General features: G+C 35.8%; 29 protein-coding genes. 1 reads left to right on the top strand and 28 read right to left on the bottom strand.

What is annotated here, in order from left to right:
• Positions 1-318: 318 nt before the first annotated feature.
• The 26 genes from T335_RS0109715 to T335_RS0109590 form a co-directional block, all read right to left on the bottom strand.
• Entirely contained in the window at positions 319-723 is a 405-nt protein-coding gene (locus tag T335_RS0109715) for a F0F1 ATP synthase subunit epsilon (protein ID WP_026477376.1), read from the bottom strand.
• A gap of 8 nt (positions 724-731) precedes the next feature.
• On the bottom strand, positions 732-2,126 hold the full coding sequence (gene atpD / locus T335_RS0109710) for a F0F1 ATP synthase subunit beta (protein ID WP_026477375.1): 1,395 nt from the start codon (positions 2,124-2,126) through the stop codon (positions 732-734).
• 84 nt (positions 2,127-2,210) lie between these two features.
• Positions 2,211-3,068, bottom strand: a complete 858-nt coding sequence (gene atpG / locus T335_RS0109705) for an ATP synthase F1 subunit gamma (RefSeq protein WP_084281145.1) — start codon at positions 3,066-3,068, stop codon at positions 2,211-2,213.
• A 36-nt stretch (positions 3,069-3,104) separates the two neighbouring features.
• Positions 3,105-4,619, bottom strand: coding sequence for a F0F1 ATP synthase subunit alpha (gene atpA / locus T335_RS0109700; RefSeq protein ID WP_026477373.1), 1,515 nt, complete (start codon positions 4,617-4,619; stop codon positions 3,105-3,107).
• Between the two features lie 17 nt (positions 4,620-4,636).
• On the bottom strand, positions 4,637-5,179 hold the full coding sequence (locus tag T335_RS0109695; RefSeq protein ID WP_026477372.1) for a F0F1 ATP synthase subunit delta: 543 nt from the start codon (positions 5,177-5,179) through the stop codon (positions 4,637-4,639).
• The gene (atpF, locus tag T335_RS0109690; RefSeq protein WP_242837275.1) at positions 5,167-5,670 is read right to left on the bottom strand and encodes a F0F1 ATP synthase subunit B; all 504 of its coding nucleotides are present in this window, start codon (positions 5,668-5,670) and stop codon (positions 5,167-5,169) included. Before atpF ends, T335_RS0109695 begins: the two co-directional genes overlap by 13 nt.
• A 66-nt stretch (positions 5,671-5,736) precedes the next feature.
• Positions 5,737-6,006 carry an ATP synthase F0 subunit C gene (gene atpE / locus T335_RS0109685; RefSeq protein ID WP_026477370.1) on the bottom strand — a complete coding sequence of 90 codons (270 nt, stop codon included), beginning with the start codon at positions 6,004-6,006 and terminating at the stop codon, positions 5,737-5,739.
• Positions 6,007-6,112: 106 nt separating this feature from the next.
• On the bottom strand, positions 6,113-6,811 hold the full coding sequence (locus tag T335_RS0109680; RefSeq protein WP_026477369.1) for a F0F1 ATP synthase subunit A: 699 nt from the start codon (positions 6,809-6,811) through the stop codon (positions 6,113-6,115).
• Between the two features lie 3 nt (positions 6,812-6,814).
• Positions 6,815-7,219 carry an ATP synthase subunit I gene (locus tag T335_RS0109675; protein WP_026477368.1) on the bottom strand — a complete coding sequence of 135 codons (405 nt, stop codon included), beginning with the start codon at positions 7,217-7,219 and terminating at the stop codon, positions 6,815-6,817.
• A gap of 4 nt (positions 7,220-7,223) precedes the next feature.
• Complete coding sequence (locus T335_RS0109670) at positions 7,224-7,448, bottom strand: AtpZ/AtpI family protein (RefSeq protein WP_026477367.1); 225 nt, start codon at positions 7,446-7,448, stop codon at positions 7,224-7,226.
• Positions 7,449-7,773: 325 nt separating this feature from the next.
• Positions 7,774-8,901, bottom strand: coding sequence for a non-hydrolyzing UDP-N-acetylglucosamine 2-epimerase (gene wecB / locus T335_RS0109665; protein WP_026477366.1), 1,128 nt, complete (start codon positions 8,899-8,901; stop codon positions 7,774-7,776).
• Positions 8,902-9,235: 334 nt separating this feature from the next.
• Positions 9,236-10,276 carry a glycosyltransferase family 4 protein gene (locus tag T335_RS0109660; protein ID WP_026477365.1) on the bottom strand — a complete coding sequence of 347 codons (1,041 nt, stop codon included), beginning with the start codon at positions 10,274-10,276 and terminating at the stop codon, positions 9,236-9,238.
• 82 nt (positions 10,277-10,358) lie between these two features.
• Positions 10,359-10,799: a deoxycytidylate deaminase gene (locus T335_RS0109655; RefSeq protein WP_026477364.1), complete on the bottom strand. Its 441-nt coding sequence runs from the start codon at positions 10,797-10,799 to the stop codon at positions 10,359-10,361.
• A gap of 122 nt (positions 10,800-10,921) precedes the next feature.
• Positions 10,922-11,056 carry a hypothetical protein gene (locus T335_RS22830; protein ID WP_278246891.1) on the bottom strand — a complete coding sequence of 45 codons (135 nt, stop codon included), beginning with the start codon at positions 11,054-11,056 and terminating at the stop codon, positions 10,922-10,924.
• Positions 11,057-11,268: 212 nt separating this feature from the next.
• Positions 11,269-11,898 carry a uracil phosphoribosyltransferase gene (upp, locus tag T335_RS0109645; protein WP_026477363.1) on the bottom strand — a complete coding sequence of 210 codons (630 nt, stop codon included), beginning with the start codon at positions 11,896-11,898 and terminating at the stop codon, positions 11,269-11,271.
• Between the two features lie 42 nt (positions 11,899-11,940).
• Complete coding sequence (rpiB, locus tag T335_RS0109640; RefSeq protein WP_026477362.1) at positions 11,941-12,390, bottom strand: ribose 5-phosphate isomerase B; 450 nt, start codon at positions 12,388-12,390, stop codon at positions 11,941-11,943.
• A gap of 109 nt (positions 12,391-12,499) precedes the next feature.
• Positions 12,500-12,958: a low molecular weight protein arginine phosphatase gene (locus T335_RS0109635; protein ID WP_026477361.1), complete on the bottom strand. Its 459-nt coding sequence runs from the start codon at positions 12,956-12,958 to the stop codon at positions 12,500-12,502.
• Between the two features lie 28 nt (positions 12,959-12,986).
• The gene (locus T335_RS0109630) at positions 12,987-14,060 is read right to left on the bottom strand and encodes an L-threonylcarbamoyladenylate synthase (RefSeq protein WP_330371213.1); all 1,074 of its coding nucleotides are present in this window, start codon (positions 14,058-14,060) and stop codon (positions 12,987-12,989) included.
• A complete protein-coding gene (locus T335_RS0109625) occupies positions 14,057-15,466 on the bottom strand; it encodes a peptidoglycan D,D-transpeptidase FtsI family protein (RefSeq protein WP_026477359.1) in 1,410 nt (469 codons plus the stop codon). The genes T335_RS0109630 and T335_RS0109625 overlap by 4 nt, the downstream gene beginning before the upstream one ends.
• Positions 15,453-16,685 (bottom strand): FtsW/RodA/SpoVE family cell cycle protein, encoded by a 1,233-nt coding sequence (locus T335_RS0109620; protein ID WP_026477358.1) that lies wholly within the window; start codon positions 16,683-16,685, stop codon positions 15,453-15,455. The genes T335_RS0109625 and T335_RS0109620 overlap by 14 nt, the downstream gene beginning before the upstream one ends.
• A gap of 4 nt (positions 16,686-16,689) precedes the next feature.
• Positions 16,690-17,130 carry an FHA domain-containing protein gene (locus T335_RS0109615; RefSeq protein WP_026477357.1) on the bottom strand — a complete coding sequence of 147 codons (441 nt, stop codon included), beginning with the start codon at positions 17,128-17,130 and terminating at the stop codon, positions 16,690-16,692.
• A gap of 73 nt (positions 17,131-17,203) precedes the next feature.
• A complete protein-coding gene (locus tag T335_RS0109610; RefSeq protein WP_026477356.1) occupies positions 17,204-17,944 on the bottom strand; it encodes a ZIP family metal transporter in 741 nt (246 codons plus the stop codon).
• Positions 17,945-18,181: 237 nt separating this feature from the next.
• Entirely contained in the window at positions 18,182-19,258 is a 1,077-nt protein-coding gene (prfA, locus tag T335_RS0109605; protein WP_026477355.1) for a peptide chain release factor 1, read from the bottom strand.
• Between the two features lie 97 nt (positions 19,259-19,355).
• Complete coding sequence (gene prmC / locus T335_RS0109600) at positions 19,356-20,222, bottom strand: peptide chain release factor N(5)-glutamine methyltransferase (RefSeq protein WP_026477354.1); 867 nt, start codon at positions 20,220-20,222, stop codon at positions 19,356-19,358.
• Entirely contained in the window at positions 20,216-21,163 is a 948-nt protein-coding gene (locus tag T335_RS0109595) for a DUF1385 domain-containing protein (protein ID WP_026477353.1), read from the bottom strand. Before T335_RS0109595 ends, prmC begins: the two co-directional genes overlap by 7 nt.
• 106 nt (positions 21,164-21,269) lie before the next feature.
• Positions 21,270-22,013: a YetF domain-containing protein gene (locus T335_RS0109590; RefSeq protein WP_026477352.1), complete on the bottom strand. Its 744-nt coding sequence runs from the start codon at positions 22,011-22,013 to the stop codon at positions 21,270-21,272.
• Positions 22,014-22,727: 714 nt separating this feature from the next.
• On the opposite strand from T335_RS0109590, the gene T335_RS21625 reads away from it, so the two are divergent.
• A complete protein-coding gene (locus T335_RS21625; RefSeq protein WP_026477351.1) occupies positions 22,728-23,168 on the top strand; it encodes a helix-turn-helix domain-containing protein in 441 nt (146 codons plus the stop codon).
• Between the two features lie 91 nt (positions 23,169-23,259).
• On the opposite strand, the gene T335_RS0109570 is transcribed toward T335_RS21625, so the two are convergent.
• Complete coding sequence (locus tag T335_RS0109570; protein ID WP_026477350.1) at positions 23,260-23,973, bottom strand: metallophosphoesterase family protein; 714 nt, start codon at positions 23,971-23,973, stop codon at positions 23,260-23,262.
• A gap of 566 nt (positions 23,974-24,539) precedes the next feature.
• Positions 24,540-25,397, bottom strand: a complete 858-nt coding sequence (locus T335_RS0109565) for a bifunctional 5,10-methylenetetrahydrofolate dehydrogenase/5,10-methenyltetrahydrofolate cyclohydrolase (protein WP_026477349.1) — start codon at positions 25,395-25,397, stop codon at positions 24,540-24,542.
• Positions 25,398-25,423 lie beyond the last annotated feature (26 nt).

Raw genomic sequence — 25,423 nt, 5'->3', positions numbered from 1 at the left:
TTCTACTGTATTTCTTAAGTTGTCGAGTTTTTTTGATAATGCTTCGATTTTTTTGTAATCAACTTTTTGTCCCATTCCCTCACCTACCCACTCTTTATATTTGTTATTTTACTAAATTCATTAAATACAGCTATTTCTTTTTTAAGTTTACATTATATTATGGATCGATAAATTATGGATTGATTTTCCATTGTAAATATTACTATTAATATATATTTTTTACAACAAGATTAAAATAGTACTAGGGACCTACTTTTTGCATAGAAAAGCACCTCAAATCAAAACATCGATTTGAGGTGCTGCATTTTATAAATTAACTTATCTTTTATTCGCCACATTTAGACGGTTCATGGCCTTCTTAAGGGCAATTTCTGCTCTAATTGTATCTACTTCTGGAGCGTCTTTTCCTAAACGACTTTCCGCTCTATTTTTTGATTCTTCTGCCCGTTTTACATCAATTTCTTCTGGCCACTCTGCAGTATCGGTGATAATTACAGTCTTTTCACGATCTACATGGACAAAGCCTCCAGCAATTGCTGCTTCACGGGTAGTACCATCACTCATTATTTTTAATTTTCCGATGGCTAGGGGTGTTACCAATGGTATATGGTTTTTAAGTATACCAAGATCCCCTTCTGTTGTTCTTAAAACTACCATCTCTATCTCTTCGTCTAAAAAAGTCCTTGTGGGGGTTATTATTTGGAGATGAAACTTTGAAGGCATCTCGTCACCTACTTCCCTTTAGCCTTTTCAATCGCCTCTTCTATTGTTCCTACATATAAGAAGGCACTTTCTGGAAGATCATCATGCTTACCTTCCAAAATCTCCTTAAATCCACGGATTGTTTCAGATAATGGTACGTACTTACCTGCCATCCCAGTAAATTGCTCTGCAACGTGGAAAGGCTGAGATAAGAATCTTTGCATCTTTCTTGCACGGGCAACAGTTAATTTATCTTCATCTGATAATTCGTCCATACCAAGAATTGCAATAATATCTTGAAGTTCTTTATATCTTTGAAGTACCTGTTGCACACCCCTTGCAACTGCATAATGCTCTTCCCCAACAACAATAGGGTCTAGGATTCTTGAATTGGAATCCAGTGGATCAACTGCAGGGTAAATACCTAATTCTGCAATTTGTCTTGATAGAACCGTTGTTGCATCAAGATGGGCAAAGGTTGTTGCTGGTGCTGGGTCAGTTAAGTCATCGGCTGGTACATAAACCGCTTGTACCGATGTGATAGAACCCTTCTTAGTTGAGGTAATACGCTCTTGTAGGGCTCCCATCTCTGTTGCTAATGTTGGTTGGTAACCAACGGCACTAGGCATACGACCTAATAGGGCTGAAACCTCACTACCTGCTTGGGTAAAACGGAATATATTATCAACGAATAGAAGTACGTCTTGTCCTTCTTGATCTCTAAAATATTCAGCCATCGTTAATCCTGTTAACGCAACCCTCATTCTTGCTCCTGGTGGCTCATTCATCTGACCATAAACTAGAGTTGTTTTATCAATAACTCCTGAATCGATCATTTCATGATAAAGGTCATTACCTTCTCTTGTACGCTCACCAACCCCTGCAAATACCGATAAACCACCGTGCTCTTTTGCGATGTTGTTGATAAGCTCCATGATTAATACTGTTTTACCTACACCTGCACCACCGAAAAGACCGATCTTACCACCCTTGGCATAGGGAGCAATTAAGTCTACTACTTTAATACCTGTTTCAAAGATTTCTGTAGATGTTTCTTGCTCATCGAAGGATGGGGCTTGTCTATGGATTGGTGATTTAGCTTTCGCTTGTACTGGTTCTTTTTCGTCTACCACTTCTCCCAGTACATTAAATATTCTACCAAGGGTCTCTCTTCCTACAGGTACTGATATTGGACTACCTGTATCGAAGGCATCTGCGCCTCTAACTAAACCGTCAGTAGAGCTCATGGCAACGCATCTTACAATTTCGTCCCCGATATGTTGAGCAACTTCAACGGTTACTTTAGTACTGTTTTCGCCAATTACTTCAATAGCGTTTAATAGAGCCGGCAGATTATCTCTGTCAAATCGTATATCTAAAACGGGCCCGATAATTTGGACCACTTTACCGACATTTCCAGCCATCTATTTACCTCCCTTAGAAAAAGAATAAATGTTAATAATAATAACCTTCATTCATTCTTCATTATTGTTTAATAATCAATTATGTTATTTAAGAGCTTCAGCTCCACCAACAATCTCTGCAATTTCTTGAGTGATGGAGGCTTGTCTTGCCCTGTTGTATTTTAACTTAAGACTTCCAATCATTTCTTCAGCATTATCAGTAGCACTTTCCATTGCGACTCTTCTAGCCGCCTGCTCACTGGTTGAAGCTTCAACTAAAGCGCCAAAAACCATACTGTCAATGTACTTAGGAACTAGGTAACCTAATACAGCCTCTGGAGATGGTTCGTAAGCAATCATTGTCTTACTTTCCCTTTTTCCTCCCTCTACTGACATATCAAGAGGTAATAATCTCTTCACTGATGGTTTTTGATTAATAGTAGTGATAAATTCTGTATAAACTAAATATACTTCATCCACCATTTCTTGCTTGTAAAGTTCTAGAGCTAGTCTACTGATTTCTTGTGCCTTAGAAAAAGATGGGGTCTCAGAAAGATGAGTAAATTCTCCATCTAAGTCAAAGTGACGTTTCTTAAAGAAATCTCTACCTTTAGAACCAACTGCAATGATAGATTTATTCGGTTTTTCCTTCATATGTTGGTTAACTAGTTTAATAATATTTGAATTATAACCACCACATAAACCTCTATCTGCAGTAATCACAATGTAGGCAGTTTTCTTAACCTCTCTCTGGGTTAAAAATTCATGTCTAATGCCATTGGTATTAACTAAAATCCCTTGGATGGTCTCCTCCATTGTGTTGAAATAAGGTTTTGTTTTCTCCATCTGCTCTTTAGCTTTTCTAAGCTTTGCTGAAGAAACCAGTTCCATTGCCTTTGTAATTTGCTTTGTACTGTTAACACTTTTAATACGTCTTTTTATATCACGCATTCCAAGTCCCAAAATTTCACCTCCCGGTTAAAGCGGGTAACTTTATTATTACATTTCGGATTTAAATTGCTTTTTAAATTCTTCAATAGCTACTTTAAGCTTGTCTTCAAATTCTCCTTCAAGCTTACCAGTGGTAATAATTGTATTACCAACTTCAGGATAAGTATTTTTCATATATTCTAAGAATTGTTCTTCGAATTCACGGATCTTATCAATTTCAATATCCGATAAGTACTTGTTGGTTACAGCATAAATAATCATAACCTGCTCTTCAACTGGCACTGGACGGTATTGTGGTTGCTTTAAGATTTCAACGATTCTTTCCCCTTGAGCTAATTTCTCTTGGGTTTCCTTATCTAAGTCAGAACCGAATTGAGCAAAGGCAGCTAATTCTCTATATTGAGCAAGCTCTAATCTTAGCTTTCCTGAAACCTGCTTCATCGCCTTAATTTGTGCAGAACCACCAACACGGGATACTGAAATTCCAGGGTTTACCGCTGGACGAATACCCGAGTGGAATAATTCCGACTCTAAGAAAATCTGACCATCTGTGATGGAGATTACATTTGTAGGAATATAAGCCGAAACGTCCCCAGCTTGGGTCTCAATTAGCGGTAACGCCGTTAATGATCCTCCACCCATAGCATCACTTAGTTTAGCCGCTCTTTCCAGTAATCTACTATGTAGGTAGAATACGTCTCCTGGGTAGGCCTCACGCCCTGGAGGACGTCTTAATAGTAATGACATTGCACGATATGCAACGGCATGCTTAGATAAGTCATCATAGATGATTAAGACATGCTTACCATTTTCCATAAATTCTTCACCCATGGCACAACCTGCGTAGGGAGCGATATATTGTAATGGTGCCAATTCACTTGCAGAGGCCGATACAATAATTGTATAGTCCATAGCACCATTCTTTTCTAATGTATCATAGATTTGAGCAACTGTAGACTTCTTTTGTCCAATTGCAACATAGATACAAATTACATCTGTATTCTTTTGATTAATGATGGTATCAATAGCAATGGCTGTTTTACCAGTTTGTCTGTCTCCGATAATTAACTCCCTTTGTCCTCTACCGATTGGAATCATAGAGTCAATCGCTTTAATACCTGTTTGTAGTGGCTCATGTACAGACTTTCTTTTAATAATTCCTGGTGCAACCTTTTCGATTTCACGGAATTTGTCAGTTTGAATAGAACCTTTACCATCAATTGGTTGACCTAGGGAATTAACTACCCTACCAAGTAATGCATCTCCAACGGGAACTTCAACGATTCTTTGGGTACGTTTAACCAAGTCCCCTTCTTTGATATAATCATCTGAACCTAAAAGTACGCAACCAACATTGTCTTCCTCTAGATTTAATGCCATACCATATACATTACCAGGGAATTCCAATAACTCACCAGCCATACATTTTTCTAGACCATGAATCCTTGCAATTCCGTCACCAACCTGAATCACAGTTCCAACATCTTTTACTTCTAATTTATTTTCATATCGTTTAATTTGCTCTTGTATAATTGAGCTTATCTCTTCTGGTCTGAGATTCACGTCATATCACCCCTATCCTATACTATGATTTGTGATAATTGTTCCTGCATTTGAGCTAATCGATTTTTAATTGTTCCATCGATGACCTTGTCACCTAATTTAATTAAAACACCACCGATAATCTCATGGTTTATTTCATTTTTAAGTGTTACATTCTTACCTGAAGTGGCAGATAGCTTCTCTTGAAGTCGAAGAACATCTTCTCTAGACATTGGTGTAGCTGTAATTGCTGTTGCTTCGACTATGTTTTGAGCTGAATCTACCATTGATTTATATTCATGAATAATTTCTTGAATATAATTTAACCTTCTCTTATCTACTAAGATATATAGAAAGTTTAAAACCTCTTGACTGATTTTCCCTTGGAAAATCGTTGTAAGAATATTTTTTTTCTCTTGTGCTTGGATGAGCGGAGATTTTAACAACTGATCAAAATTAGGATTAGTTGTTAATGCCTCTAATAATGTCAGTAGCTCTTCCTTAAAGAGTTGTTCTTTTCTAATTGGAAGGGCAACTTCAAATAGCGCTCCAGCATACCTTTTAGCTACTAGTTCTGCCATTTTGCTTCCCCTACCTCGTCGATAAATTCTTTAATCATCGCATCATGTTGCTTTGCGTCTAGTTCTTTTTCAACTATTTTAGAAGCCGCCATAATTACCAACTCAGACATCTGATCCTTTAATTCGTTAAGGGCTCTTTGTCTTTCTCTAGCAATATCCTGGTTAGCCTTATCAATAATTTTCTGCGCTTCAGCTTCAGCCTTCTTGATGATTTCATCACCCCGTTGGTCTGCTCTTTTAGCTGCATCTTTTATCATTTCACTACGTTCTTCTTTAATTCCATCAAGCTTTTTAAGGTATTCAGTCTTTAATTGATCAGCTTCCATATTTTTAGCTTCTGCATCCTTAAGGGAAGTTTCAATTCCAATACGTCGATTTTCTAACATACTGGTAACAGGCTTAAATAGAAACCTTTTAAGGATTGTATAGAAAATAAGCAAGTTAACAATAGTGAATATAAAAGTCCATACGTCTATTCCTACTAATGGCACAATATTGCCTCCCTTCAAATAGTATTTAACAGATATTTCGGGGGAGCTTTGTCCCCCGAAGAAATATTATCCTAATAATCTAATTAAAGGATTAGCAAATAATAACATAATTGCAACGAAAAGACCGTAGATCCCTGTTGTCTCTGCTACTGCTTGCCCTAAAAGCATTGTTCTGATGATTTCCCCTTGAGCTTCTGGCTGTCTTCCAACTCCTTCAGCACCTTTACCAGCTGCATAACCTTGTCCAATTCCAGGTCCTATCCCTGCGATTACCGCTAAACCAGCACCAATAGCTGAAGCCGCCAATACTAAATCTCTTCCTGTAATTCCTTCCATAATATAACTCCTCCTTAAATTTTAATTTTTTAATTTTATTTTTAATAATTAAATTCTATTTAAAGAATAGAAAACAATTTAATGCAATTCTACCGCTAGTTAATTATTAATCCCAAGCCATAGAAATGAAAACCATTGAGAGCATTACAAATATAAATGATTGTAGGGCCCCCGAGAATAAATCAAAGTATGCATGAAAGAAAATTGGTATTCCCACCTGAAAAACTGGTGCAAATGTGATTCCTAGCATACCACTTAATGACCCTAATGCACCATAGAGTAGCGTTAGAATAATAGTACCAGCCACAACGTTTCCAAATAAACGGAAAGCTAATGAAATCGGTAAAGAGATTTCACTAATAATGTTTAGGGGCAGTAAAAAGGGCATTGGTTCTAAATAACCCTTTAAGTATGTCTTAGGACCTTTTTTAATTAAGCCTCCTCCTTGTATGATAAAGAACGTCATAATCGCTAAAGCAAAGGTGGCGTTTATATCAGCTGTAGGTGGTCTAAGCCCAACTAATCCTGCAAGGTTAGCAAATAGTAAATAGAGCATGATCGTCCCCATATAGGCACTGAAACCTTTTTTTGATTCACCCATATTATCACGGGTGAAATTATTAATCGTTTCTACATATAACTCCATCACATTTTGAATACCTCTAGGAATCTTCTCTAAGTTTCGACCTGTAATAATTGCAAGTATCGTTAATACTGCCATAATTCCCCATGTTACTACTACAGTCTCTGTTATAGGGATACCGTCGAAAAACGGTAAAGTAAAAAATATCCTTGCACCTTCCATAGATTATTTCTCCTCCTTTCTCTTAAAGATGTCTTTAAAAAAGCTTACTTTTAATATTTCATTCTTTATAATTACCCATTTAATGGAGAATAAACCTATTACAACTCCTATGATATTAATATGATTTTCTGTAGCAGCCATATAAAGTATGACCCCTGTTATACTATATCTAATTAAATAGTTTCTAACAGTATAGGTTTGAGCTTGTGGTGGTGGCAATTTAACAGCTTTAGATGCGGTTAAAAAGATTAACCTAAAATTTAAAACACTGGCGATTGCCCCAAAGACTAAACCAATTATAAAAGGTTTAGGTTCTGCCAATGCCACAAAACTTAAAACTGAAAGTATACCAATTAAGATGCCAACTCCTTTAATGATCTTAATTTGAGTCTGTTGAACTGACTCCATTTACTCACTTCCTTTTTTTAGGGATATTTTTAGTAGCTACCCTGAAAAGGTTTCCGAAGGCGCCTCCTATCCCTAATACAATAAATACCAAAAGCCATAGAGGCTCAGTATTGAAGCGACGATCCAACCATCGACCTAAAAATAGACCTACAAGGATTGGGGTCACCATCGAAATACCTAAATAAGTAATTAAAGCTACATTAGCTAAAGGGTGGTTCTTTTTCCCCATGTTTTCCTCCCGAAAAACTTTTTTATGTACTTACCATTATTTCCATTAATATAATAGCATGTTCTCCGTTAAAAAAATGTCAAAAACTGCATGTTCTCCGATGACTAAATTCATATTTTGCATACAACTTTCTATGCTATTTTTCTGGCTTACATACTGATATATAGCTATTAATTATCGTCATATAGTATTCGACACGACGCAACAAATTCCTTTTTTTAAATTTAATTTATTTTTAATTTATTTAGATTTGCCAATTAACGTTAATTATTTAACTAAATATGAATTTGAGCCTATTTAAAATTTCATAATTTTGAAATATTTGCTAATTTAAACTTGCAAAATAATTTAGCAATACTTCTACAATTCTTTCACTAGCTTTACCATCACCATAAGGATTTACTGCATTCGCCATCTTATCATAGGCAGATTGATCGGTTAATAATAAATTGACTTCCTTTACAATCTCCGCTTTATCTACCCCTACTACCTTGACGGTTCCAGCCTCTACAGCTTCTGGCCTTTCTGTTTCTGTTCTTACAACAAGTATTGGTTTTCCAAAGACTGGAGCCTCTTCTTGTATCCCTCCAGAGTCTGTTATAATTATATCAACTTTACTAATTAAATTTGCAAAGGCCTCATATTCCATTGGCTCAATTAAGTAGATTTTTTCATTCCCCCCTAATATTTCCTGTGCTAATTGTCTGATACTTGGGTTCATATGTACTGGGAAAATAACTTCTACTTCTGGGTTTTTTTCTGCAACTTCCTTCACCGCTTTAAAAATGTTTTCCATCGGTGTACCCCAATTTTCCCTTCGATGACATGTCATTAGTAATACTCTTTTTTCTTCATAGTTTATTTGGTTTAAAAGATCATCTTCAAAACGATAATCTTCTTTAACCACCTGTAATAATGCATCAATTACAGTATTACCTGTTATGTAAATTTCATCGCTTGATATTCCAGCTGCAATTAGGTTTTTATAGTTCCCCTCTGTAGGAGCAAAATGAAAATTAGCTAAAGTCCCTGCTAATCTTCTATTCATTTCTTCGGGATAAGGTGAATATATATTGCCACTTCTTAGGCCAGCCTCAACATGTCCTACTTTAATTTTTTGATAGAAGGCTGCCAATGCCCCAACAAAGGTGGTGGATGTATCGCCATGGACCAATACAACATCGGGCTTTGCGTCTATTAGCACTTCCTCTAAACCCTTTAAGACTCTAACCGTAATGTCTGAAATAGTTTGACCATGTTTCATTAGATTTAGATCATAATCGGGCTTAATATCAAATATTTCTAGTACCATATCTAGCATTTCTCTATGTTGAGCAGTTACACATACAATAGACTCTATTTTTTCCGCTTCTTCTAGCTTCTTAACCAATGGCGCCATCTTTATTGCTTCAGGCCTTGTTCCGAAGATCGACATTACCTTTAATTTTTTCATTTGTTCTCCTCCTCATTCTTCCCAATTAATAATATTTCCCTAAATTACCATTTAATACACTAGACATTGATTTTATCAACTTTCCATTAAATTTTCTGTTCTTTCTGTTGGCTATGTATTACCTAGGTTATGAATTAACATAAGTTATAAATTACCCATAAGTTTTATTGGTATGTATTTCCCTTTAATAAATCCTTCTTCGAAAATTAAAGGATGATTTTAGATGAAGAAACTAAATAATTACTATTTTATATGATAAAGATCTTAATTGCAACCAGACAAAAAGCCAACCTCCCTACGTTGACTTCCGTAAGAAGGTTGGCTGCTTATTAAACTATACATTTGCTTTTTCTTCACTTGTTTTCTTCATTAAGCCTATTCTATAGGCACCGTAGATTACAGCTAAAGCTACTGCTGCTAAAACCCCATAGGCACCCACTCTACTATTGGTGTCTGAAATAAATACAGCACTTCCACCTAAAATTGTACTAATAAAGTATAGTACTAAAACTGTTTGTCTTTGGGATAGCCCCTTATCTAGTAGTTTGTGATGTAAATGGCCTTTATCGGCTTCCATAATTGGTCTTCTATTTACTAGTCGTCTTGCAATGGCAAAGGCAGTATCAAATACTGGTACCCCAAGACAAAGTACAGGAATAGCTACTGCAATGGTAGTAGCACTCTTAATTACCCCTTCTACTGATACACAGGCCAACACAAAACCAATAAGTAATGCTCCTGTGTCCCCCATAAAAATCTTAGCGGGGTTAAAGTTATGGGGTAGAAAACCTAAGGTTCCACCAGCTAAAATTAATAATAATAGAGCTACTTGAGCTTGCCCATTTGAATAAGCTATAAAAGCTAAGGTAATAGAGGCTATAGATGAAACACCTGCCGCTAACCCATCTAACCCATCAATCAAATTAATTGCATTGGTGATTCCGACAATCCAAAAGAGGGTCATCGGTATGCTATAAGCACCTAAGGGTATTAGTCCTCTATTTAAAGGATTACTAAAATATTCAATTCTAACGCCACTGTAGATTACAATTGCTGCTGCAACAATTTGCCCTAATAATTTATATCTAGCCGATATGGGCTTTCGATCATCTAAAATTCCTATTATAGTAATTAAAGTAGCTCCAATTAAGACCCCAACAACCTCACTTTTCAAAGGTACCATTGATAGGGTTGTTACCATAAATGCAATGTAAATAGCTAACCCACCAAGACGTGGTGTTGGCACTTTATGAACTCTTCGATTATCTTTAGGCACATCAATAGCCCCTATTTTATGGGCCAATTTGATGGCATAGGGGGTTAATAAATAAGAGATAATCAAGGCTACGATAAAAGCTATAAAATATTTTTCCATAGTTTCACTCCTTGTTTAATCTGCTAGTCAATCCTCATCATACACCATTATTCAGTTGAAAACAATGTTTTTTAATACCTCTTTAATCGCATTTTACCAATTCTATCCCTGCTTCTTTAAGCATTTCTTCTGAAAAGGTATCGGGGTAATCCCCTTGATAAATTACAGTTTTGATCCCAGCATTAATAATAATTTTAGTACATAAGATACAGGGTTGATGGGTTACATATATTGTTGCCCCTTCAATTTTCACCCCATGTAGGGCCGCTTGAATAATTGCATTTTGCTCGGCATGGGTTCCACGGCATAACTCATGTCTTTCCCCAGATGGAATATTAAGTTGTTCCCTTAAACAGCCTGTCTCTTCACAGTGTCTAATTCCACTTGGTGCTCCATTATATCCACTTGATAAAATTCTTTTATCTTTAACGACTACTGCCCCTACTTGTCTTCTCAAGCAAGTGGAGCGTTTTTTTACGACTTCTGCCATCTCCATAAAGTATTGATTCCAAGAAAGGCGCATTCCCTCTCCCCCTAGTAGAAATTATAGTCTAATTATAGTCCAATAATCTCTATTGTAACACATATCCTTTTTAATGTTATAGATGTCACGAAAATTTAATATTAATAAAGACAAGAAATACGTTATTCTTTACCTTCTTTTTTTGATTCTAATGTTACTTTAATTAACTTAATTAATAGAAATAAAGCATATCCAATTACCCCTAGTGCAGCTAAATTTAATAACATAATTAAAAAGCCAAAATCTACTTTGATCATCCATATACCTCCCACCCATCGATACACAAAGCTATTATTTACAATTAAAGATATTTTTACCATCGGGTCTTAAAAAACAAACCAACCTAAAGTTTCCTTCAAAGTTGGTTTGCTTTCTCTTGTTTTACTTGTGTTACTTGTGTTACTTTTTTTATATTATTCCTTGTTTTATTTCTTGTTTTATTTCTTGATTTATTTCTTGTTTCAATTAATTACTTTGTTCCGAACAATCTGTCTCCTGCATCCCCTAAGCCTGGTACAATGTAGGCATGTTCATTTAATCTTTCATCTAGAGAAGCTAAATAAATATCTACGTCATCATGGACCTTTTGAACAGCCTCAACACCTTCTGGAGCTGCTAATAAACATACTAATTTAATATTAGTAGCGCCTCTATCCTTTAAGAATTTAATTGCCGCTACTGCAGAGCCCCCCGTTGCCAGCATTGGGTCAACCACAATTAAATCCCTTTCTTCTACATCAGTAGGTAGCTTGCAGTAATATTCTACTGGTTCTAAGGTTTCTGGATCTCTGTAAAGACCTACATGCCCTACCTTAGCAGCAGGCATTAACTCTAAAATACCATCTACCATTCCAAGACCCGCTCTTAAAATTGGTACAATACCCAGTTTCTTTCCGGCTAAAGCCTTAGACTTAGTTAAGCAAATTGGTGTTTCAACTTCAATTTCTTGTAAAGGTAGATCTCTTGTAATCTCGTATCCCATTAACATAGACATTTCCTTTACTAATTGTTTAAAATCTTTTGTACCTGTATTTTTATCCCTTAATAACGTTAATTTATGTTGTAGCAATGGATGATCTATTACAACTACTTTACCCACTTAAAATTCCTCCCTTTCATCTTCCTCTAATTTACTATCAGACTACTTATTATACTTTTTTTCAATATCTGTTATTAAATCTATCCTGCGTTGATGTCTACCGCCTTCATATTCCGTACCTAGCCATGTATCGACTATTTGAAGGGCTAACCCAACGCCTATAACTCTTCCACCTAAAGCTAAAACATTGGAATCATTATGTTGACGAGTAGCTGCTGCTGTAAAGCAGTCTCCAACTAAAGCACATCTAACACCAGGTATTTTATTAGCAGCAATGGAAATACCAACCCCAGTACCACATACCAAAATACCTCTATCGTATGTCCCTTTTGCGACTTCTTCTCCTACTGCTACTGCAAATTCAGGATAATCGCAAGAATCTGTTGTTTTTGTGCCAAAATCCTTTATGTCAAAACCTTTTGATTCTAAGTGGGTTTTGATAGCTTCCTTCATTTCGTAACCGCCATGATCGCTACCTAAAGCAATTCTCATTACTACACATCCCTTCCAATAAACTCTCAAACCTATATAATATTCTACAGAAATTTAAAAAATCCTTTATTATTTTTAATCTAAAAATAACTTTTTATTTATCTTTCTCTTATTTTTCTAATTTATCTAAGAGTTTACTTAAACATTGGTAAATCTCATCACTACATTTTCGATAAATCTCCAATGATTGTCCATAGGGGTCGGTAATATCTAAAGAATTGTCTCCAATGTATTCTTTCAAAGTATACACTTTATCTTCCATATAGGGTACTACTTGCAATATAGCCCTTTTATGGCCTATTGTCATGGTCAAAACCAGATCAGCCTCTTCTAGCAAGTCTTGGCTCAAAGGAGAAGATCGGTGTTCCTCTAAAGATAGTCCCCTTTCCTCCATCACAATAATTGCATGGGAAGAAGCCCGATCCCCTTCAACCGCATAAGTACCTGCAGAGCTTACAAAAATATCTTTTAGGTGATCAGTCCTTTCCTCTAAAAGCCTTTTTAATAGTGCCTCTGCCATGCTACTTCTACAGGTGTTTCCTGTACATACCAATAATATTTTTTTCATACTACCACCTTCTTATATCAATATTAAATTATATCGCCTCAATTAAACGATACCCTGCTGCCTTAAGTAGTCTATTCATGATTGCTTTTCCTAAGCCTGTTTCTTCAATTGCTTCTGTAAAGATTACCTCAACATTAGTCTCGTCAAACTCTCGTAGAATTGTAAATAGGTTTGAAGCTATTTCATTTACATCATTTCTACGACCAATAGATTTAACCAAACCACCTGAGTATTGGGCCTTAGTTTCTTCTGTAGAAATGATCCCTGCATTTTTACCTTCTGCTGTTAGTTCTGCCACCAGTCCATTGATTTTTGCAATAACACCTTCATCACTACCCTTAACAATCACTACATCAGCCTTTGGAGCATAATGGGTATACTTCATTCCAGGTGATCTAGGCACTAAATCTTGATGATCTTTTTCGAGGGCTGGGTCAGTGGAAACTACAGCAATGACCTGCTCTAACATCTCTTTTGTAATCCCACCAGGTCTCAAAATAACGGGAGGCTCGACGGTTATATCTAATACAGTGGATTCTAAACCTACATTACTACTGCCCCCCGAAATAATGGCATCTACCCTTGCCGATAAGTCTTCAATTACATGTTCTGCCTTTGTAGGACTTGGTTTTCCCGAACGATTGGCACTAGGGGCAGCGATAGGTACTCCCGAAGCTTCAATAAGGCCTCTAGCAATAGGATGCTCTGGCATACGTATTGCAACTGTATCTAAACCAGCTGTAATCTCCCTTGGTATCACTTCGCTCTTTTCCATGACTAGAGTTAGGGGCCCTGGCCAAAATGTTTTCATTAACTTAAATCCCACTTCTGGAATTTCTTTAACTAAAGGCTTTACCTCGTCAATTGATGCTACATGCAAAATCAAAGGGTTATCGGAGGGCCTTCCCTTGGCTTCATAAATCTTCTTAATGGAGAAGGGATCTAGCCCATTGGCTCCCAAGCCATAAACGGTTTCTGTTGGAAAAGCCACCGTTCCACCTTTTTTAATGATTTCACTACATTCCTTTATTTTAGCTTCTTCTTCTAAATTTCCTTCTTCTAGTTTAGAAGGGTCTATTTCTATAATCTTTGTGTTGATCAATTAAGTACACCCCTTTTTAACGCTTCTCTCATAAATTCTCTTGCAATAGGTGCTGCAGCGGCTCCTCCTGTTTTCCCCTCCTGCTCTAGGATAACTGCAACCACAACTTGTGGATTATCAGCAGGAGCAAAGCCTACAAACCATGCATGACTTTCACCAGTAACATTTTCTGCTGTACCTGTTTTCCCTGCTACCTGAACTCCCGAAATTCTTGCATTACGGCCTGTTCCTTCATTGACCGCCGCCACCATCATATTTTTTACCTCGTTGGCTATCGCTGCATCTAATACTTTCCTAGATATAATTGGTGTTCCTTCTAGCAATCTTCCTTCTGGAGTTTCTATTTCCCTTAAAATTCGTGGCTCCATCATATAACCGTCATTGGCAAAAGCACCAGTAATTAAGGCCATATGAAGGGGGGAAATCATTAATTTGCCTTGTCCAATGGAAACTGCCGCTAGTTCAGTAGCTTCCATACTTCCAGAGTAGGGGAATCGACTTCTTGCCATAGGGAGATCACCACCAATGGCTTCACCTACATAAAATCTTTTAACTATTTCCATTACTCTTCGATCTCCAAGTTCTTGGGCCATTCTTGCAAAATTTGTGTTACAGGAAACCACTAAAGAATCTCTTAAATTTAGGTTCCCGTGGGCGGTTCCACCATAGTCTCTTAGGGTATACCCATCTATTGTAATGCTTCCTGTACATTCATATTGAGGGTCTATATCTCCTGCCTCTAATATAGCTGCTGTCATAACAATCTTAAAGGTTGACCCAGGAGGATATAATCCTGAAGTACCTCTATTTAATAAAGGACTGGCCTCATCATTAATTAAATTAGTCCAATCGTCAGCTAAATTATTTGGGTTAAAGTCTGGTTTACTTACCATTGCTAAAATATCTCCAGTTTTAGGGTCTATAGCCACAATTGAACCAGTTTTACCCCGCAACAAACTTTCTGCCGTTACCTGCAGTTGATGGTTTAAGGTAAGATATAGATGATTTCCCTTCACTTTATCGCTGGTAATTCGTTCAACGATTCTAGCCACACTTCTGCCAGTAGATGCACCCATCAGTTCTTCATTAAAGAAGGCCTCTACCCCTGCTCTCCCATACTGTCTACTACTATAGCCCACTAAATGACTATAAGTTCTGTTATGGGGATATGAGCGGGTTGTGCCATCATCTAGCTCGTAGGTTTCTGCTATAACAACACCATTTCTATCATAGATATTTCCTCTAACAGTAAACTCTTCCCGTTGCCATTGTCTTCTATTATAGGGATTTGTAACAATGTTCCCCGCCTGAAAGATTTGAAAGTAGGTTAGGTAGATAATGATACTTAAAAATAAAAGGCATACAAATATAATCAAATGAATAATCTTCTTATTATTCTCCTCCAACTTCTACGATCTCCTCTCCCTCTAAGGATTTTTTAGAAAGGGCTTGCAAGATACCAAAGGCAATAAAGCCTGTAGTCATGGCACTTCCGCCATAACTAATAAAGGGCAGTGTAATCCCTGTTAATGGAATCAGCTTAATGACTCCTCCGATGATTATAAAGGTCTGATAAGAATAGGTCAAGGTTATTCCTAGGGCAACAATTCTTTTAAAGGGCTCTTGAATCGTTAGGCTAATCTTAAATCCTCGGTAATTTAGAATAAAGTAAAGAAGAACAACAGCCATCCCTCCAAAGATCCCTAATTCTTCACAAATGGCAGAAAAAATAAAATCGGTATGAACCTCTGGAATAAAATCTGGCGACCCTAAACCTAAGCCCACACCAAAAAAGCCACCCGTACCAATGGCAAAAAGAGATTGAGTAATTTGATAGCCTCTACCCGCAATATCCTTCCAAGGATTAAGCCAAGCCTCAAACCGAACCTGTACATGGGTCATAGTAAAATAACTGACAATTAATATCAGTATTACAAATAAAAAATTTAGATAAAAGAGCTTTTTCTCTTTATGATAAACATAGTAAATACTAATGAAGATTCCATAAAAAAGCATTGCCATTCCCATATCCCTTTGAAGGGCTAAGAAAATAATATGTAGGTAAATTAGCCCCACAAAAACATATTCATTCTTAAATTTTTCAGGATATTTAAAATAGGATGCAATAAAAAAGATGTAGATTAACTTTATTATTTCTGCCGGTTGAAAGGTGAAATTACCTATTCTAATCCAGTTGGTGGCACCCTTGACAGCCGTCCCTAGGGTAAAGGTCAAGATAAACAATAAGATACCTCCAGCTATATAGAAATAGCCATAGTCCTCCCATCTTTTAATCCAATTGAAGATAAGGTAGGCGAGAAAATAAAGCAGGACTCCGACCCCATACCATGTTATTTGTCTAAAGCCATAGTAAGGATTTAGTCGGTAAAGCATAATGACACCTAAACTTGATAGCACAGAAAGGATTAAGAAAATATATTGATCTCCCATCTTTCTTTTTACAATAATCAAGTTGGCAATTACCATCAATATGGTTAAGGCAGCCCCTGCTATAGGAATGCTAATGTCATAGGGTTCTACATGTAAGTAAAGGAGTCCAAAAAAAAGAATATTAATAAAAATTAGTATATTAATCGGTCTACCTAAAATCATTCTTTTAACCATAGAATTAGTCCACCTCTTTTACAAATAGAAACTCCACTTGCCCAATTCCGATACGGTCTCCATTTTTTAGTTTCGTTACATCATGGATCTTCTCGCTGTTTAGATAGGTTCCATTAACACTCCCCAGATCCTCTAAAAAATATACTTCTTCATCTTCTACTATTTTGGCGTGGCTAGATGATATGTACTTGTCCAAAATTTGTATGTCATTATCTTTATTTCGTCCTATGGTTGTTTCAATCTCTAAGTCATAAAATTCTCTAATGTCAAAGTCAAGGCGGTCTATTCGATTAATCAGCTTTAAGTATGCCCCCGCTTGACCTTTTTTCCCCCGATTATGGATCACTTGAATATCTAGATAAATTAAACGAATGATACTGTAAATAAAGTAATAGATCATCCCAATAAAAATATAACGGACTATCCAAGAAAGGATTTGAAACATGGAAGATCACCTTCTACTTTCCACTTAGTTATTTATCTTATTTTATACAAAAATCAGCAATTTAACAATATTTCTAGAACCTTTTTGTTATTAATATTCCTAACATAAAACCTAAAATAGCAAAATAGGTGGAAGTTTTCCCACGATGAAGCTCTTTTCCCCTAGGCAAAAGTTCTCCAAAAGTTATATATAACATTGTTCCCCCTGCAAAGGCAAGACATACCCCAATAAACCCAAAGGCATATTTCCCTACTAAAGCTCCTAGATATGCTCCTAATCCCATTGGTGCCCCAGCAACAAGCGTTAATAGAAAGGCCTTCATTCGAGAGACGCCTCCTACCCTCATGGGGGTTACCATCGCCAAGCCTTCTGGCATATTATGGAGGGCAATAACTATTGCTAAGCCCACCCCTAGTTTTTGTTGAGCAACAAAACCAGAACCAATAGCAAGGCCTTCTGGAAAGTTATGAAGGGCAATGCCTACGCCCAAAAGGACTCCTGTTTTTACATAACCTTTGGCATCTTTTCTACCGCTAATTCTATTAATACGAGAAATAAGACCATCTAGAAAGGATGCAACTACAGCCCCAACTCCTAAACCCACTACTGCAGCTATAGTTCCCCCTAACATAAAGGCTTCTGGTAATAATTCAAAGGTAACGATAGCAATCATCAATCCACTGGATAAACCAATAATTGCACTTAAAAAACGTTTAGAAGGGTTTCTTAAGACAAAAGCCATCGAACCTCCTATACCAGTTCCAATAATGCCAACAAAAAAACCAATCATGGTAGTTCTTAATATATCCCCCAACAGACTCCCCCCTAAATTAAACAATGGTTATCTTTCTAAAAAATCTACCCTTGTAAATATATTCTTCAACAACGGCAATTATAATAGAAAAAGACCACCATCTAACTTAAAAGTTGATAAATTTAAAAGTACTGGTTTACTTTTTCCCCCCTTAAAACATTCTTAAATATTTGAGGATATAAATCTAAAAAAACCTCCCACCACAGTTTAAACTATAGTAGGAGGTTACATTTTTCTTTATGCTTGGTTTACTTGTTTTAATTTTTCAGCTTGATCGGAAGTAATTAAAGCCTCAATCATTTCTTCAATTTCACCTTCTAAGAAGGAATCAAGCTTATATAATGTTACGTTAATACGATGGTCAGTAATTCTGCCTTGTGGATAGTTGTAGGTTCTAATACGTTCACTTCTATCACCTGTACCTACCTGACTCTTTCTATCTTCTGCTATTTCTGCATTTTGATCTTGAATAAGCTTATCTAACAAACGAGCCTTAAGGATTGTAATGGCTTTTTCTTTATTAGATAACTGAGACTTTTCATCCTGACAGGAAACCACCATACCGGTTGGTACATGGGTAACCCGAACAGCAGAGTCGGTAGTATTAACACTTTGTCCCCCTGCTCCAGAAGAACGGAAAACATCAATTCTAAGATCACTTTGCTTAATTTCAAACTCTACATCATCAACCTCTGGTAGTACTGCAACCGTTGCCGTTGAAGTATGGATTCTTCCGCCAGATTCAGTGGTAGGGATTCGCTGTACACGGTGAACCCCACTTTCAAACTTAAGCTTAGAGTAGGCTCCTTTACCCTTAATCATAAAGATTACCTCTTTGTATCCACCTACACCTGTTTCATTGTGGCTCATCATACCTATTTTCCAGCCACGACTTTCGGCATAACGGGTATACATTCTAAATAAAACAGCAGCAAATAGACCGGCTTCGTCTCCACCTGCACCAGCACGAATCTCTACAATTACGTTTTTATCATCGTTAGGGTCTTTAGGTAATAACAGAATTGTAAGTTCTTCTTTATACTGTTCAATCTGTTCTTCCATTTCATCAATTTCCATTTTAGCCATTTCTCTTAACTCTTCATCCGCCGACTTGTCATGCAAAATTTCTTTTGCTCCTAACAAAGATTCTTCCGCTTGCCTAAAGGCTTTATATTTTTCTACAATTGGCTCTAAATCAGCGTGTTCTTTCACTAATTTTGTCCATAATGATTGATTGCTTATTACATCGGGATCACTAATTTTTTTACTTAAATCCATATATTTTTCTTCAAGAAAAGCTAGTTTATCTAGCATTATAATTCACCTCAACCGCAATTATTTTAAACATTTAAATATTATACCATACTTTGTATTTTATGACTATCTAAAGAATTTACATTTTAGTTCATTTCTATTTCTTCCCTAAAACAACTCGATCTAAACCTGCCAAGTCTTTAATGATTTTTACTTCTTTAAAACCTCGTTTACCCATTAGCATAGAAACTGCCTCCCCTTGATCGTAGCCGATTTCAAAGGCCAGCCAACCTTCATCCTCTAAATACATTGGTGCTTCATTAATGATTTGTCTATAGAAATCTAATCCATCTTCGCCACCAACTAGTGCTAACCAAGGTTCAAAATCCTTCACCTGGGGGGCTAACCCCTCTACAACCTTCCGGGGAATATATGGCGGGTTAGAAACAATGAATTGAAGGGTATTACAATAACTTTTTCCTTCTAATGGTTGAAATAAACTTCCTTCTAAAAATTGAATCTTTTCTTGCACTCCTAAATTCAAGGCATTCTTCTCAGCAATTTGTAGGGCCTTTGGAGAAATATCAATAGAAATCACTTCACTCTGTTTAATTAATTTTGCAAGACTGATGGTGATGGCTCCACTACCTGTTCCTATATCGACAATTTTAACGGGTTTAGGAGAATAATATTCTTGATAGAGATTAATCACTTCCTCAACTAAAATCTCAGTATCACCCCTAGGAATTAATACCCCTTCTTCAACATAAAAGTCCATCCCCATAAACTCTTGTTGATTCACAATATATTGAACTGGCATAAAATTACACCTTTTTTCTACAGCTTCCCAAAATAATTGACATATTTCCCGGGGAATCTCCTTTTCTGGGTACATATGAAGATGAATTCTCTCCACCTTTAATAGGTGGCATAGAATCACCTCAGCATCTAACTGAGGTGTCTCAATTTCAATAGTCTTTAATTTTTGGATAGCTTCCTTTAACAGATCAACCGCCTTTACCAATCTGCTTCCTCCTTATTTTCCACCAACACATTCTTTAAAGCTTCAATGGCCACTTCGATTTGACTATCATCTGGCTCAATTGTTGTCAACTTTTGCATCATTAAACCTGGATAGCTTACAATTGCCACAATAGGGGACTTACTTCTACCTGCAAATCTTGTTATTTCATAGGAGATTCCAGCCACTAATGGTAATAAGGCTAACCTTGAGACAACTCTAATTAAAAGATTTGACCAACTGACCATTGAGAAAACGATCATACTTACCATCATAACAATAAATAGAAAGCTTGTTCCGCATCTAGGGTGGAGGGTGGTGTACTTTCTTGTATTTTCAACCGTTAATTCTTCGCCGTTTTCATAACAATAAATCGCCTTATGCTCCGCTCCATGATATTGAAATACCCGTCTCATATCTTCTAATCTAGAAACCAATAATATATAACCAACAAAAATTGATAGTCTTACGACACCTTCTATTAGGTTTAATATAATCCTACTTTCAGTAACCCTTCTTAAGGCACTCACTAGAAAAGTTGGTCCTAAAATAAAGATACCCACAGACATCATTAACGCAAGAAAAACAGAAGTATAAAGCATTACATCATTCGCTTTATCTTTAAAAACCTTCTGAAGAAACTTTTCAAATTTATCTGGTTCTTCATCTTTAAAACCTTCCTCTACAATCTCGGCAGAATAGGTTAAAGATTTTACTCCTAAGATCATCGAATCGATTAAAGCAATGCCTCCCCTTAAAAAAGGAATTCTAGCTAATTTAAACTTAGTTGTTATCCCAGATACGGGTTCTTTCTTTATCGTAATCTCATTATCAGGCTTTCTCACAGCGATGGCCACTTCTCTAGGCCCTCTCATCATGACACCTTCTATCAGAGCCTGTCCCCCTATCGAGGTAGGTCTTGCCGATTGGCTATACTTGCCCATGTCTATCTTCCTTTCAAATGTATGTTAATATCACATAAACATACTCTTTTTGTCTTTCTTCTATTATACCTTATGTTGCTACACTAAACAATTTTTTATTGTTCCTTTATTTTCCTTTTTGATCCTTTGTTTTATCGCTTTCTGATATGTTCTTTTTATGCTTTAATCCATCCTGTTCTATATCGACATATAGCTTATTGTCCTGATTTAAGGTAGCATAAAAAACTTCATTTATATCTTTGATGCCCATTACCTTTAGTTGTTGAATTAGCCATTGGGCAGTTAAGCCCTTTTCTTTCAAATTTTCATAGATTATACTTCCTGTAACCACTACTTCTGTTGGTAGTTCTTCTTGCTTTGTAGCTATTTTTAGGTCTTCAGCTTTAATGTATTCTTTAGGTGCTATTTTAACGACACTTAGGTCCCCAGTTGGCTCTAAAATGCCATACTTTATATCTTGGATGTTAAAAACATCTTTCTTTCTAAGTAATACATTAAGATCTTCTACGGTGTATTGAAAGCGTTTAAGATTTTTCTCTAATATTTTCCCATCCTGAATCACCATCACTGGCTCCCCTTGAATCACCTTTGAAAAAAGTCTATTTTTTCTAGCGAAGAGGGAGACCACAAAAGTAAGGGCCCCAAATAAAAATAATCCTAGTAAATGATGCCACGTTCGTTGATTTAAGTCTGTAGCAAGGGTCGCAGCTATTGAACCAAAGGTAATTCCGTTTATGTATTCCTGAAGGGTTAGTTGCGACACCTGTTGTCTTCCTAATATACGGGTAATAAAGAGAATTGTAAAAAATGCCAATAGGGTTTGTAGTAGTATTTCTAAATAAACCTTCATCTTATCTCTCCTAGCATAAAGTCTACCTTTTCCAATCATACTAATATCAACATTTATTTTTAAGTATTATAAGGATTTTTATAGGAATTATTCAGGAGGAATTACAATGACTATATGGCTTCAGGCGTTATTAACTTTATTATTTATTGTGTTGGGTTTCGTAATTCTCTATATATTATATAAAAAGAAGATTATTTAAGTTTTTTTATAAAAAAATTGCATCATAAAAAGGGCACCTCATTCATAGATTTAATATCTATTTCAATGAGACAGCCCTTTTCTATTAATATATTCTATTTATATGGTTCATCATTGCATATACCTTTTTCCACCTATTAAATCCTTTGCCATCCATTAAATATACCTAATCTTCCTCTACTGCTGAATAGCCTTCCCCTAGGTACCAAGCAAATACCGATAAACCAACAACCACTGTTAAAATAAGAAAGCCCATTTTTATCCCCCCCGTCATATGTTTCTTATACCCCTTTTCTTAGATTGTAATCTCTTTCCATGTATATTATACCTATGGTTACCCTTGAAAATTGTAGAAACCTGTAAATTAGAAAAATTTAAGGCAGCAACATCTGATAAACTATCTGATAATTTTTTATATTTTCCAAAACTTTTCAATCTTTTCTTGAAATCTATTGATTAAATCTACCCGAAGTGATATTTTTATATTAGAAAAATAATGTATAGGGGGGAGTTAAGATGCTAGCATCACGATTAAAGCTTCTTAGAAAGGGAAAAGGGATCAGCCAAAAGGTACTAGCGGCATCAATGGAGCTATCTACTAGTACAATAGCCATGTACGAAACCAGTCAGAGGGACCCCGACACCACCACACTTCAAAAACTAGCTGATTTCTTTAATGTTTCAGTAGATTATCTGCTAGGGAGAACCGATGTTAAGTATTCCTATGGCAATGAAGATCCTATGTGTGTATTTAATGAAGAATCTTCTGAATATAAGTCTCCACAACAAAGGGCAAATGTAATCAAGAAAGTTGAGTTATTCAACCGAATTCTTGAAGGGATGATCGATGATGGAACTTTGAAGGAAGGATTCAAGTTTGACGAGAAAACTGAAGCCCTTATTTTAGAACGTATTGAGAAAATCATTAAAATCTATAAGATCATGTATGAAGACTAATATCCTTTAAAATTGCTTTAATAAATCTTGTTTTCTAAAATAAAAGCTAGCTGCCAAAATAGATTCATAATTGGCGCTGGCTTTTTAGTACTTAATCGATTCCTTTACGGATCTTTTCTGTAAATTCATTTGGTAACCCACTATTTTCTATGGCCTTTGCCATTTTTTCATAATCATAATTTACCTCAATAATCTCTAGATCGATTACATTAGCTTCAATCTCTAAAATTGCATAGGTTGCCTTTGGATTTCCTGTTTTAGGTTTTCCAACACTTCCCACATTAATAATATTCAGTCCCTTAATTACTTTGTGAAAGGGTTTATGGGTGTGGCCGCATAAGAGAATGTCAACATCTACTAAGTCTGCTATCTCTTCGAGTACGTGGGACTCTTCATAAAGATATTCATTGTTTCTTCTTGGACTACCATGAACCAACAGTAGCTTTTTACCTTCAATCTCTATGATCATTTCTTTAGGTAAATCATTCAACCACTTTTTATTATTATTGGTGGTATTTTCTTGAGTCCAAATTAGAGACTGGGGGCTAGGCTTATTTACCTTTGTACCTGTATAATGGCTATCTTCAAGAAATAAACCTTCTCCAACCTTTTCATCATAATTGCCCTGTATAGTTGGAACTTTTTTTTCTTTAAGGAAGTCAATCACTTCATTTGGAAATGGTCCATAGCCTACTAAATCACCTAAACAATATACTTCCTTCAATCCCCTCTCTTGAAGATCCTTCCAAACTGTTTCTAGAGCATAGATATTGGAATGTATATCTGTAATGAAAGCTATTTTCATATTTCATCTCCTTTAGCTAATTTTTTATTTATTTTATACTATATATAGATGATAGTCAATGTGTTTTGTATTCCTGTGTTGGTTTATTAATAGAAAAGATAATTATTAGAATTTTTGATATTTTCTAAAAAATATATTCCCTTTTTTCTTTTTATGTTGTATAATATTATTAAATAGAATCCGGTAGTTCCCTCCAATCATCCTTATTTAATTTTTAAAATGTAATATCTCAGTCTATTTAAAAGATTTAAAATGTACTTCCTTCAATTTTTCTAATTTGCTACAGAAAGGATGATGAGCTCCACGATATGATAAATAACGATCCACCAAAGTCAGAAAATTATGGTTGGTATAGCTACTTCCGATTCTATTTTGATTAAAAAACGGGTATTTTCATCTTATATGAAGGATACCCGTTTTATTATGCATTTTTTACTAGGTTTTTTTATTGTATTTTTTTATTGTATTTTTTTACTACGTTTTTTATTTCTTTTTTATTTCTTTTTTTTATTTCATTTTTTTATTTCGTTCTTGGGCATTTAATATACTTAAACTAGATTACCTGTTTATTCTATTGGATTTAAACCTTCACAAGCTTGAATCACATGGCTTAGTAAAATAGTAGTCGTAATGACCCCTACTCCACCTAATGGTGGAGAAATAGCTTTAACTTTTCCAAATACTTGATCATAGTCAACGTCACCACATATTTTACCATTTCCATCATCATTGATCCCTACATCAACAATAACAGTATTATCGTTAAAATATTCTTCTTTTAAAAATTTACCCCTACCAATGGCCACCACCACGATATCCGCTTGGTTAGTAATTTTAGCAAGATTTTTTGTTTTTGAATGACATAGGGTGACAGTAGCCTTCTCATCTAGTAATAACATTGACAAGGGCTTACCCACAACAAGGCTGCTGCCAACCATGGCAACGTTTGCCCCTACAAGAGGAATGTTATAGTATTTTAGCATTTCTATTACTGCTTTAGGGGTGCAGGGAGCAATTCCTTTTACGTTACCTTCAAATACCCTTTCTAAATTAGCAGGGTTAATAGAGTCTATATCTTTAATTGGATTAATGGTTTTTCTAATGACATTAAGGTCTAAGTGGGGAGGCAATGGATTAAAAAGCATTATTCCGTGAACCATATCATCTTCATTAAATTTTTCAATTAGTTCGATAAGGTCTTCCTGAGAAACAGTGGCAGGAAGAGGTGCTAAAACACTATTAATTCCTAGTATTTCACAGTTTTTAAGTATACTTCTTTCATAAGACAAATCGTCCTCACGATCACCTACACGAATGATTAAAATTGTAGGAACTTGTCCCCTTTCTGCTAACTTTGCTATTCTTTTTTTCATATCTTCCCTTAAATACTGAACTACTGGTCTTCCATCAAGTTTCATAGTCATGCCGCTTCCTCCTTATGTAATAATGA

It is taken from the genome of Alkaliphilus transvaalensis ATCC 700919 (assembly GCF_000621485.1).
Taxonomy (GTDB): Bacteria; Bacillota; Clostridia; order Peptostreptococcales; family Natronincolaceae; genus Alkaliphilus; species Alkaliphilus transvaalensis.
The sequence above is the reverse complement of the archived record's forward strand: the minus strand, read 5'-3'. Positions and strand labels throughout refer to the sequence as shown.